At 71.0% G+C, this 11,381-nt stretch carries 10 protein-coding genes; 6 read left to right on the top strand and 4 right to left on the bottom strand.

Annotated elements, in window-relative coordinates; translation table 11 throughout:
• Positions 1-82: 82 nt before the first annotated feature.
• Genes nadC through nadA form a run of 3 tightly spaced genes read right to left on the bottom strand, consistent with a single transcriptional unit; the run spans position 83 to position 3,545 of the window.
• Positions 83-931: a carboxylating nicotinate-nucleotide diphosphorylase gene (gene nadC / locus ABTZ89_RS27735; RefSeq protein WP_351050035.1), complete on the bottom strand. Its 849-nt coding sequence runs from the start codon at positions 929-931 to the stop codon at positions 83-85.
• Positions 928-2,532, bottom strand: a complete 1,605-nt coding sequence (locus tag ABTZ89_RS27730; RefSeq protein ID WP_351050033.1) for an L-aspartate oxidase — start codon at positions 2,530-2,532, stop codon at positions 928-930. Before ABTZ89_RS27730 ends, nadC begins: the two co-directional genes overlap by 4 nt.
• Entirely contained in the window at positions 2,529-3,545 is a 1,017-nt protein-coding gene (nadA, locus tag ABTZ89_RS27725) for a quinolinate synthase NadA (protein ID WP_351050030.1), read from the bottom strand. The genes ABTZ89_RS27730 and nadA overlap by 4 nt, the downstream gene beginning before the upstream one ends.
• Positions 3,546-3,697: 152 nt before the next feature.
• On the opposite strand from nadA, the gene ABTZ89_RS27720 reads away from it, so the two are divergent.
• From ABTZ89_RS27720 to ABTZ89_RS27700, 5 genes are all read left to right on the top strand, one after another.
• A complete protein-coding gene (locus ABTZ89_RS27720; RefSeq protein WP_351050039.1) occupies positions 3,698-4,348 on the top strand; it encodes an NUDIX hydrolase in 651 nt (216 codons plus the stop codon).
• A gap of 308 nt (positions 4,349-4,656) precedes the next feature.
• The gene (locus tag ABTZ89_RS27715) at positions 4,657-5,334 is read left to right on the top strand and encodes an LON peptidase substrate-binding domain-containing protein (protein WP_270947120.1); all 678 of its coding nucleotides are present in this window, start codon (positions 4,657-4,659) and stop codon (positions 5,332-5,334) included.
• Positions 5,335-5,661: 327 nt separating this feature from the next.
• Positions 5,662-6,183, top strand: a complete 522-nt coding sequence (locus tag ABTZ89_RS27710; RefSeq protein WP_351050027.1) for a hypothetical protein — start codon at positions 5,662-5,664, stop codon at positions 6,181-6,183.
• 43 nt (positions 6,184-6,226) lie between these two features.
• The gene (locus tag ABTZ89_RS27705; protein WP_351050024.1) at positions 6,227-7,195 is read left to right on the top strand and encodes a DUF8017 domain-containing protein; all 969 of its coding nucleotides are present in this window, start codon (positions 6,227-6,229) and stop codon (positions 7,193-7,195) included.
• Positions 7,196-7,318: 123 nt separating this feature from the next.
• The gene (locus ABTZ89_RS27700) at positions 7,319-8,305 is read left to right on the top strand and encodes an EGFR-like transmembrane domain-containing protein (RefSeq protein ID WP_351050022.1); all 987 of its coding nucleotides are present in this window, start codon (positions 7,319-7,321) and stop codon (positions 8,303-8,305) included.
• A 52-nt stretch (positions 8,306-8,357) separates the two neighbouring features.
• On the opposite strand, the gene ABTZ89_RS27695 is transcribed toward ABTZ89_RS27700, so the two are convergent.
• On the bottom strand, positions 8,358-8,981 hold the full coding sequence (locus tag ABTZ89_RS27695; RefSeq protein ID WP_270947033.1) for a DUF2567 domain-containing protein: 624 nt from the start codon (positions 8,979-8,981) through the stop codon (positions 8,358-8,360).
• Between the two features lie 232 nt (positions 8,982-9,213).
• Here ABTZ89_RS27695 and ABTZ89_RS27690 point away from each other — a divergent pair, with 232 nt between their 5' ends.
• Positions 9,214-11,205 (top strand): arabinofuranosyltransferase, encoded by a 1,992-nt coding sequence (locus ABTZ89_RS27690; RefSeq protein WP_351050019.1) that lies wholly within the window; start codon positions 9,214-9,216, stop codon positions 11,203-11,205.
• The last annotated feature ends 176 nt before the right edge of the window (positions 11,206-11,381 follow it).

Genomic DNA, 11,381 nt, shown 5'->3' with positions numbered 1-11,381 from the left:
CTCCGCCGACCGCGACACCGGTGAACCGGGCCCACCCGGCGAAACCACCGGACTCACGACCCCAGCGCGAAGTCGACCGGACTCACATGTCGAGGCCGAGGTCCAGGGCTGGGGAGGAGTGGGTCAGGCCTCCTACCGCCAGGTAGTGGACTCCGGTCCGGGCGTAGGCGCCGGCCACGTCGAGGGTCAGGCCGCCGGAGGCCTCCAGCTCCGTCGACGGCGAGACCGAGCGGACCCGGCGGACGGCTTCCGCGCACTGGTCCGGGGTGAAGTTGTCCAGGAGGACCAGGGACACGTCCTCGGCCAGGACCTCGTCCAGCTCGTCCAACGTGGACACCTCGACCTCCATCGGGAGGTCCGGGGCGTGCTCCCGGCAGGCCCGCACCGCGGCGACCGCCGAACCGGCCGCCACCACGTGGTTGTCCTTGATCAGCACCGCATCGCCCAGGCCCATGCGGTGGTTCGCACCGCCGCCGCAGCGGACCGCGTACTTCTGCAGCACCCGCAGGCCCGGCAGGGTCTTGCGGCTGTCGCGGATGCGGCAGCCGGTGCCCGCCACCGCCTCGACCCACGCCGCGGTCGCGGTGGCGATGCCGGACAGGTGGCACAGCAGGTTCAGCGCCGTGCGCTCGGCCGTGAGCAGGCCGCGGACCGGGGCTTTCACCCGCAGCACGCAGTCGCCCGGCGCCAGCACGTCGCCGTCGGCGCGCTCGGACAGCACCGCGTAGGCGTCCGCGCCCAGCACTTCGTCGAGCACCAGCCGCACCAGCGGCAGCCCGGCGACCACCCCGGCCCGGCGGGTGTTGAACCCGGCTTCCGCGATCGCGTCGGCCGGGACCGTCGCCTCAGTGGTCGCGTCCGGTCCGTAGCGCAGGTCTTCAGCCAGCGCGGTGCGCACCACTTCGCGCGCGTCGTCGATGTCGATGGTCATGCCGCGGTCCTCGCAATCCCGGCCGTGGTGTGGATGAGCCAACCCGAGGCGTCCAGCCGGAACACCGTGCTGCGCCGCCAGCGCAGGTCGTCGGTGTCCGGGAAGTCCGTGCGCCGGTGGCAGCCGCGCGACTCGGCGCGCTGCCGGGCCGCGGCCAGCAGCGTCTGCGCCGTCATCAGCAACGACGCGTCCTCGACGGCTTCGCGCGTCCGAAGTGGGCGGACCACCGCCGCCTCGTCCAGCGCCTTGGTGGCCGCGGCCAGCCCCTCTTCGGAGCGCCCGATGCCCGCGTGCCTGCTCATCGTGGACTGCAGCAGCTCGCGGTCGACCACCGCGAGCGCGGGCTGGACGAACTCGCCGACCGGCTTGCGGTTCAGCAGGCCGCAGCACAGGTCCTTGGCCACCGCCTCGGCTGCTCGGGCCCCGACGACGAGCCCTTCCAGCAGGCTGTTGGACGCCAGCCGGTTCGCGCCGTGCAGCCCCGTGCAGGCCACCTCGCCCGCCGCGTAGAGGCCCGTCACCGAGGTCCGGCCGTCCACGCTGGACATCACGCCGCCGCAGGAGTAGTGCGCGGCGCTGGCCACCGGGATCGGTTCGCGCACCGGGTCGATCCCGGCCTCCCGGCAGGCCGCGTGCACCGTCGGGAACCGCTCGGCGAACCCGGGGCCGATGCTGGTCGCGTCCAGGAACACGTGCTCCGACCCGGTTTCCGCGGCACGGCGGTTGATCGCCGCCGACACGACGTCGCGCGGCGCGAGGTCCTCCAGCGGGTGCTCACCGGCCATGACGCGCTGGCCGTTCACGTCGACCAGCACCGCGCCCTCGCCGCGCACCGCCTCGGTGATCAGCGGACGCCGACCGCGCGGCCCGCCCGGCGTGTAGAGCACCGTCGGGTGGAACTGCACGAACTCCAGGTCCGCCACGGTGGCACCGGCCCGCAGGGCCAGCGCCACACCGTCCGCAGTGGACACATCGGGATTCGTCGTGGCCGCGTAGAGCTGCCCGAGACCGCCCGTGGCCAGCAGAACCGCGGGTGCGCGCAGCACTCCCGGCCGGCTCTCGGAGTCCATCGCGAGCGCACCCGCGACGGAACCGTCCTCGCCGCGCAGCAGCTCGACCACGCAATGCTGCTCCAGCACCGGAATCCCGCCACCGCGCACCGCATCGGTCAGCGCGCGCTGGACCTCCGCGCCGGTGGCGTCGCCGCCCGCGTGGATCACGCGGAACGCGCTGTGCCCGCCTTCGCGGGTCCGCGCCAGCTCGCCGTCCGCTCCGGCGTCGAAGCGGGCACCGGCCGCGCGCAGTCGCGCGATCGCCGCCGCACCGTCGGACAGGATCTGCCGCACCGCCTGGCGCGAGCACAGCCCTACGCCCGCGGTCAACGTGTCCTCGACGTGCTTGCTGAGGCTGTCGCCCGGGTCGAGCTCGTCGGGCCGGACCACGGCGATGCCGCCCTGCGCCCAGCTCGTGTTGCCCGCCGACACCGAGTCCTTGCTGACCACCAGCACCCGGAGTCCCAGCTCGCGGGCCCGCAGCGCGGCGGTCATGCCCGCGACACCGGTGCCGACGACGAGCAGGTCAGCGCCCGCTTCCCAGGTCATTCGCCGCCTCCGGGCTTGCCGATGGCGATCATCCGCTCCACCGAGGCCCGCGCGCGGTCGGCGACGTCGGTGGGCACGTGCACCTCGTCGGCGCCCTCGCGCAGGCAGCGCAGCAGGGCGGCCGGGGTGATCATCTTCATGTACCGGCAGGAGGCCCGGTCGTTGACCGCGCGGAAGTCGATCTCCGGCGCGGCCTTGCGCAGCTGGTGCAGCATCCCGACCTCGGTGGCGACCAGCACCGAGCGCGCACCGGTGTCGCGCGCGGCGGTCAGCATGTCGCCGGTGGACAGGATCTTCACCCGCTCCTGTTCGACGATGCCCTCCCCCGCCAGGTACAGCGCCGAGGTCGCGCAGCCGCACTCCGGGTGGATGAACAGGTCCGCGTCCGGGTTCGCAGCCGCGCGCTCGGCCAGCTCCGGGCCGTTGATGCCGGCGTGCACGTGGCACTCCCCGGCCCAGATGTGCAGGTTGTCCCGGCCGGTCTCGCGCTTGACGTGCGCGCCGAGGAACTGGTCCGGGCAGAACAGCACCTCGCGGTCGGCCGGGATGGAGCGCACCACGTCGACCGCGTTGGAGGACGTGCAGCAGATGTCGGTCTCCGCCTTCACCTCGGCGGTGGTGTTCACGTAGGACACCACGACCGCGCCCGGGTGCTCGGCCTTCCACTCGCGCAGCTGCTCGGCGGTGATCGAATCGGCCAGCGAGCAGCCCGCGCGCTCGTCGGGGATCAGCACCGTCTTCTCCGGGCCGAGGATCTTGGCGGTCTCGGCCATGAAGTGCACGCCGCAGAAGACGATCGTGCTCGCGCTGCTGCTGGCCGCGATCCGGCTCAGCGCCAGCGAGTCCCCGGTGTGGTCGGCGACGTCCTGGATCTCCGGCAGCTGGTAGTTGTGCGCCAGCAGCACCGCGTCCCGCTCGTCGGCGAGCGCGCGCACTTCGCGGGCCCAGTCCGCGTCGGGCCGGACTCCCGCGTAACCGGCGTCGGTCCGCTCCCAAGTGGCAGTAGCGGCCATGTCGTCCTCCTCGCCGGATCCCCCGGGCAGCTCGTCCGGAAGGTCCGTTCAACACCCCGGCTCAACGGCTCCGAGGTTTTCGCCTTAGAATCGAAAACGTGCCACATACTAACACCGCTCATCCCCCGAAAGGGAGCGACGCTGGTCACGAAGTGCTGGCCGGGGTGCTCCAAGTCCGCGACGGCCACCTGCAGGTGATGCTCTGGCAGCGCGCCCAGGAACCGGACCTGCACCGCTGGTCGCTGCCCGGTGGGCGGCTGTCGGCCACCGAGGACGTGGAGACCTCGATCCGCCGCCAGCTGGCCGAGAAGGTCGACGTGCACAAGCTCTCCCACGTCGAGCAGCTGTCGGTGTTCAGCGCCCCGGACCGGGTCCCCGACCGCCGCGTGGTGGCCACAGCCTTCCTCGGCCTGGTGCCCTCCGACGTCGACCCCGAGGTCCCCGCCGACACCCAGTGGCACCCCGTCGAAGCCCTCCCGCCGACGGCCTTCGACCACGAGCAGATCGTGCTGGCGGTCCGGGACCGGCTGCGCGCCAAGCTGTCCTACACCAACATCGGCTTCGCGCTGGCCCCCGCCGAGTTCACCGTCTCCGAACTGCGCGACATCTACTCCGCCGCGCTCGGCTACCAGGTCGCGTCGACCAACCTGCAGCGCGTCCTGACCCGCCGCGGCGCCCTGGAACCCACCGGCCGCACCGTCCCGGCCGGCCCCTCCGGCGGCCGACCCCCAGCGCTGTTCCGCTTCACCAGCCGCGATCTCCAGGTAACCGACCCCTTCGCCGTCTTCCGCCCGCCGAGCTAGAGGATTGATTTCGTGGTCGTTCTGCGTGGCGGTGCCGGTAGCGGAACCTCAGCGCCCGCCTGGACTCCGGGTGCCCGACTTGATGTATGCCAATACACGGCAGTCGGGCCGTCCTCGCCAGGCGAACGCTGAGAACCCGCGGCGGCGCAAGCTGCGAGCGTGGGCTATGCGCCTGACGGCGCATCAAAGACAAAGGCCAGGACGAACAACATGCGCCGAGAACCACCTCCTGATCCCGCCCCGGTGACCTGCGGGGATGTCGATGAGGCGGTGCGGTCGGGGTGGTGGGCAGTTAGGTTGGGGGCGTGTTGGACGTCTTGCCGTTGTTCCCGCTGGGGTCGGTGTTGCTGCCGGGCGGCCACCTGCCGCTGCACGTCTTCGAACCGCGCTACCGGCAGCTGGTCGAAGACCTCGTCGGCGAATCCGTGCCCGACCGCAGGTTCGGCGTGGTCGCCATCAAGCAGGGCTGGGAGGTCGGCGAGGACAACGTGGACTCGATGTACGACGTCGGGTGCTCCGCGTTGCTGGACGACGTCCGCCAGCTGCCCGGCGGGCGCTACGACGTCAGCGCCGCGGGCGAGCGGCGGTTCCGGCTGCTGCAGATCGACAGCACCACCGCGCCCTACCTCGTCGCGAACGTCCAGTGGCTGCCGGACACCGAACCGGCCAGCGACTCGCCCGGCCGCCGCGAGCACCTGACGAGCACCGCCCGCGCGGCGCACCAGCGCTACCACTCCACCGGCCTGCGCGGCGGCCGCCGCGAAACCCCCGGCGCGGACGCCGAAATCGCCGATCTGTCCTACTTGCTCGCCGACGACTGCGTGCTGACCGTGGAGGACCGGCAGGACCTGCTCGCCGAAACCGACCCGCTGGCACGGCTTCGCCTGGTCCGCCGGTTGCTGCTGCGCGAAGCGGAATTCCTCCGCGAGCTCCGAGCGGTGCCGGCCCCGCTCACCGAGTTCACCCAGGGCACCAGCGTCAACTGAGATCTGCCTCCGCTGGTCGGTTCGCGCGGCGGTGCCGGTGGCGGCCCCCAGCAGGAGTCACACGTCAACGGTCGTCCCCTGCAGCGACGACTGTGACCTTCGTCCGCATTCCAGGTGGAACCGGGCACGACCGGAAACAGTCTCAAACCCTGTTGACCACCAAACTCAAGAGAAGAGCGCGGACTCATGAAGCTCCGTTCAACCGCTGCTATCGGCGTGGCCTGCTGCACCCTGTTCCTGTCGACCGCCTGCAGCGGCGGGAAGCTGGAGATTCCGTTCAGCCCAGCGACACCCGCGGCTCCTTCCCCGCGCACATCCACGACATCGGTGGCGGAACCAACCCCGACGAGCTCCGATGCGACGGAAGCACCGACCTCCACCGGGCGGGCACCGATCCCGGATGCGCAGCCGGCGGACTTCGTCCCCGACGACCTGTCGACGGTGTACGAGTTCGGCTACATCCTCAACTACGTCAACAAGTACCCGGGCTGGATCGCGCTCACCGCGGACGCACCGGTGTACGACTCCTCGCGCGGCGGCTACAAGGTGCACGTGTACTTCAACGCCTACGGAGGGCGCGACATCATCCTCCGCGACGAGTGGTCGCTGGAGGTCGGAGGCGAGAAGGTCGTAGCGTCGGAGTCCCCGGCCGTGACAGATCCGTACTCGTTGGAGAACTGGATCCCGGAGCGCACGCCGATCGGCAACGCTGGTGACGCGACCTCGAACGCGCTCGTCGCGGACATCCTGTTCACGATGCCGGAGACCAGTCAGCCGATCACGATGCACTACGACAACGTGGACGGCGATGTGCACGCCACCTGGCACGACGGTGGATACGGCTCCTGATCCTGGGCCGATCAGCGCCGGAGGGCTGGATAGGATCACCCGCATGTCCTCACCTGGTGGTCCATGGGGTTCCGATCCGAACGGTCAGCAGCACGCTCCGCTGGCCGGCCAGCCGATGGGCAGTCCCCAGCAGCCCGGCGGGCAGTACCAAGGCTTCGGCCAGCCGCAGCAGCCGCAGTACCAGCAGGCTCAGTACCCACAGCCGCAGTTCCAGCAGGCTCAGTACCAACAGCCGCAGTACCCGGGCATGGTGAGCGGTTTCCCGACGCCGCCGAAGAAGAGCCGGGGCCCGGTGATCGCCGCGATCGTGCTCGGCGTGGTGGTCGTGATCGCCATCGTCACCACGATCGTCGTGCTCGTCCCCGGCGGCAGCGACGAAGCGGCACCGCAGCCGACCGCGAAGCCGACCACCTCCCAGAGCACCCCCACCGCGCAGCCGACCGCGGCCAACCCGGACCTGCCGCCGGTGGTCCCGGGCTGGCAGGTGGTGCGGGCGCCCAGGAAGACCGCGCTCTACGACGTGCCGATGGAGTGGGAGCTGGATCCCGATCCGGATGGGCTCCACGCCTACGGCCCGCCGGAGGACCCGGTGACCTTGAGAGGCGTGGCCGACTACCAGGCCGGCTTCTGCCCCGGCGACTCCAACAGCTACCGCGCGACCTCGGGCGTGAGCGCCCGCTACGGACCGGACGACACCACGGTCGCCACCCAGACGCTGGCCAAGTTCATCGAGCTGGCCCACACCCGCGACGGCGTCGCGCCCGTGGTCGAGACCGGCGCGCCGGAGCAGATCCAGCTGCCCGGCAACATCCCCGCGGTCCGCGTCACCGCGCGCGTGACGCTGCCCGCCCCGGGCCAGTGCGACTCGGCGAGTGTGCTGGCGAGCGTGGTGGCGACGAACAACGACGGGCAGAGCTCCGTGGTCCTCATCGCCGCCGCGGACCAGGAAGTGGAAGGTGCCTTCACCGGCGACCAGCTCAACCAGCTGACCGGATCCTTCCGCGCAGAATGACGGAGAACCGCGCCCCGGCTCTGCTCAAGAGCCGGGGACCGAGTTCACCCACCGCACCAGCGTCGACTGAACACCCGCCGACTTGGGCCGATCAGCGCCGGAGGGCTGGATAGGATCACCCCCATGTCCTCACCTGGTGGTCCTTGGGGTTCCGATCCGAACGGTCAGCAGTACGACCCGCTGACCGGTCAGCCGACCGGCGGTGCGCAGGGTCAGCAGCCCGGCGGGCAGTACCAGGGCTTCGGCGCGTTCGGCCAGCCGCAGCAGCCACCGCAGTTCCAGCAACCCCAGTACCAGCAGCCGCAGTACCAGCAGCAGTACCCGGGCATGATCAGCGGTTTCCCGACGCCGCCGCCGAAGAAGAGCCGCGGTCCGATGATCGCCGCGATCGCGCTCGGCGCGGTGGCCGTGATCGCCATCGTCACCACGATCGTCGTGCTCATCCCCAGCAGCGACGAAGCAGCGCCGACACCGCCGCCCGCGAAGCCCACCACCAGCCAGAACACCCCCACCCAGGCCCCGACCACGCAGCCGACCGCGGCCAACCCCGACTTGCCGCCTGTGGTCCCGGGCTGGCAGGTGGTGCGGGTGCCCAAGCGCACCGCGCTCTACGACGTGCCGATGGGCTGGGTGCCGGACCCCGACCCGGAGAACATCCAGGCCTACGGCCCGCCGGACGACCCGGTGACCATGACCGGGGTGGCCGACTACCAGGTCGGCTTCTGCCCCGGCGACCCCCGCAGCTACCGCGCGACCTCGGGCGTGAGCGCCCGCAAGGGACCGGACGACACCGCGGTGGCCACCGAGACCCTGGCGAAGCTCGTCGACCTGGCCTACTCCCGCGACGGCGTCAAGCCGGTGGTCGAAACCGGCCCGCCGGAGCAGATCCAGCTGCCCGGGAACACCCCCGCGGTCCGGGTCACGGCGCGGGTGACGATCCCCCAGCCAGGACCGTGCGACTCGCCGAAGACGCTGGCCAGCGTGGTGGCGACGAACAGTGACGGGCAGAGCTCAGTGGTCCTCATGGCCGTCGCGGACCAGGACGTGGAAGGCGCCACGACCGCCGATCAGCTCAACCAGCTCACCGGCTCCCTCCGCGCAGCCCCCTGACGAAACCGCACCCCGGCTCCGCTCGAGAGCCGGGGTGCGTCGTTTCTCAAGGTCAGCCGAGGCGGCGGCCGAGGTCGTCCAGGCCGTTCCAGGACGCCGCGAGGCCGTAGCCGAGCGCCACCGCCAGGGGCTGCGCCAGCATCACCCAGGCGGTGTTGATCTCGGGCGCCACCGTGATCAGATCGCCCAGCTGCGGGTTCGGCGGCATCTGGTACATCCCGGCGGCGAACGAAGCACCCATCTGCATGCCCAGCCAGGCCGCGACCAGCGAGCCCAGCACACCGCCGATGAGCAGCACCGGACCGCGCCGGCGACGCATCCGCCAGAGCACCGAGGCGGTCAGCAGACCGGCGCCGAACGTCAGCAGCATGAAGATCGCGATCGCGTCGAAGCCGTGGTAGCTCTCCACCAGCAGCGGGGTCAGCGAACCCTTCGGCCCGAGCACGCTCTGCTGCGGCGGCGCCAGCCGGGACCACACCCACCCCACGGGCAACCCGAGCAGCGCGATCAGCGACACCGCGCTGATCGCGGGCAGCAGGTCGGCCTTGACCACCACGCGCGGCACCGGCGGCTCGGCGAGGTGCGGGATCAGATGATCCACCTCGTCCCCGATCCGCTCCGGGACGGCACGAGTGCCGTGGGACTCCCCTCCGGGTGCTTGGGGGCTGTCCGCCACTCGCCGACCTCCTAGCGGCGCCAGACCGCAGTGTTCGTGGGAAACTGCGGTTCCTCCGGGTTACAGGGGCCGCAGTTTCAATTGAAACTGCGGACCGACAACGGCGACCGGCCGTCGCGGTCACCCTAGCGCTACAGCGCGCGATGCTCGCATCACCCGATGGCGGGGTGTGCGGGGCGCGTCAACTATTCTGCGCGAGCCCCCATGTCAGCTACGCCGAAGGACGCGTGAAGTGGCGGGAATCCTGCCGAGCATCAAGTTGACCGGACCGAGCCCGATCGACGAACCGCGGCGGGACTCAGCGGTCCGCCTGCCGCTGCGCAACACGATCGCCGAGCTGCTGCTGGGCGCGGCCGTCGCCGCCGTGGTGAGCCTCGTGCTGCAGTTCGCGGCCACCCGCCTGAGCATCAGCGAACCCAGCTACGCCCCCGAGGCGCTCGCCGCCACCGGCAGCGGGCTGGTGCTGGTCGTGCTGTTCGTGCTGCTGGCGCTCGGGCACCACCGCTCGCCGCGCTGGCTGCGGCTGTTCGGGACCTGGGTGTCGCTGAGCGCGTTCAGCACGCTCGCGCTGGCCGTTCCGCTGCAGAACACCAGGTTCTACTACGGCGGGTCCTCTGTGGACAACGGCTTCCGCATGCAGTTCATGACGCGGATGGCCAGCACGCCGGGCCTGGCCGACATGAACTACGCCGACACCGCGCCCTACTACCCGAGCGGGTGGTTCTGGCTGGGCGGCCGGTTCGCGAACCTGCTCGGCTGGGACGGCTGGGCCGCGTACAAGCCGTACGCGCTGGCCTGGGTCGCGGTGACCACCGTCGTGGCGTTCACGCTGTGGAGCGTGGTCGTCCGGCGCCGCATCGCGCTGCTGGCCGCGATCGCCACCGCGCTGGCGGGGATGCTGCACGGCATCGAGGAGCCCTACGCGTGGCCGTCGGCGGCCTGGCTGGCGCCGGTCGCGGTGCTGGCCTGGCACGCGCTGCGGCGCCGGGACGCGGCTCCCAAGTGGACTTTGGTGTGCATCGGCGGTTACGTCGGTTTCGCCTCCATCACCTACACCCTGCACTTCGGGTTCGCGGTGCTGATGGTGCTGACGATGGCGGTGGTCATCGGCGCGTTCCGGGTGCACCAGGGGCAACGCCTGTGGCCGACGGTCCGGCAGCTGTTCCTGCGGTTGCTGCCGATCGGGCTGGTCAGCCTGGTCATCGCGCTGCTCAGCTGGCTGCCCTACCTGGTGGCCACCGACTTCCTGCTGAACAACCCGCGCAGCGCGGCCCAGCACTACCTGCCGGAGGAGAGCGCCCTCCTGCCCACGCCGATGATGGAGGGCACCGCGTTCGGCGTGCTGTGCCTGGCGGGTCTGGTGTGGCTGCTGGTGCGCTGCCGCCGCAACGAGGTCGCGGCTTCGATGTTCACCATCGTGATCGCGGTCTACTGCTGGTTCGCGCTCTCGACGCTGGCGCTGGTCGCCAAGACCACGCTGCTGGCGTTCCGGCTGAACGTGATCCTCGACGTGACGCTGGCCGTGGCCGGCGTCTTCGGCGCCCTGGAGCTGATCGGCCACCTGCGGCGCAAGCTCGACCTCCGGCACGCGCTGCAGATCAGCATGGTCGCCTGCGCGGTCGGGCTGCTCGGCGCGATCGCGATCAGCCAGAGCGCGATCGGCGACAAGCTGCAGGGCTCGGTCCAGGCCGCCTACCAGGACTACTACCCCACCGGCGACAACGCGATGGGGCAGCGCGACCCGGCGCAGCTCGGTTCGTGGAACGCGGACGAGATCCGCGCGATCGCCGAGCTGACCGGGCGCGCCCCGGAGCAGAACCTGCTGCTGAGCACCGACTACAAGTTGATGTCGTTCATGCCCTACTGGGGCTTCCAGCAGGAGACGCCGCACTACGCGAACCCGCTCGGCGACTACGACCAGCGCGCCGCCGAGATCCAGCGGTGGACCACGGCCAAGACCAGCGACGAGCTGATCGGCATGCTGCGCGACAGCAAGTTCCACGCGCCCAACGTGTTCGTCCTGAGCAACCCGGACAGCCCGCACTCGACCGTGGAGCTGCCGGAGGGCGAGCAGGGCAAGCTGGTCCTGCAGCTCAAGGGCGACGCGTTCCCGCAGCTGCCGAACGTCCGCGACTACGACGTCTACTTCGACCGCGCCGTGTTCGACTCACCGGCCTTCGTCAAGCGCGACGTCGGCCCCTACACGATCATCGCCCTGCGCTGAGGGAAAACCTGTTTCTGAACTCGTTTTGCGCAGCGGTGCGAGTAGCGGAACCTCAGACGCCGCCTGGACTCCGGGTGCCCAACTTTATGTATGCCAATACACGGCAGTCGGGCCGTCCTCGCCAGGCGACGTCTGAGAACCCGCGGCGGTGCCGGTTGCGAGGGTGGGCTATTCGC

Source organism: Saccharopolyspora sp. NPDC002686, from assembly GCF_040295745.1.
In the GTDB taxonomy this organism is placed as follows: Bacteria; Actinomycetota; Actinomycetes; order Mycobacteriales; family Pseudonocardiaceae; genus Saccharopolyspora; species Saccharopolyspora oryzae.
Note: the sequence above shows the minus strand (reverse complement) of the source record. Positions and strands in the feature narration are given on the sequence as shown.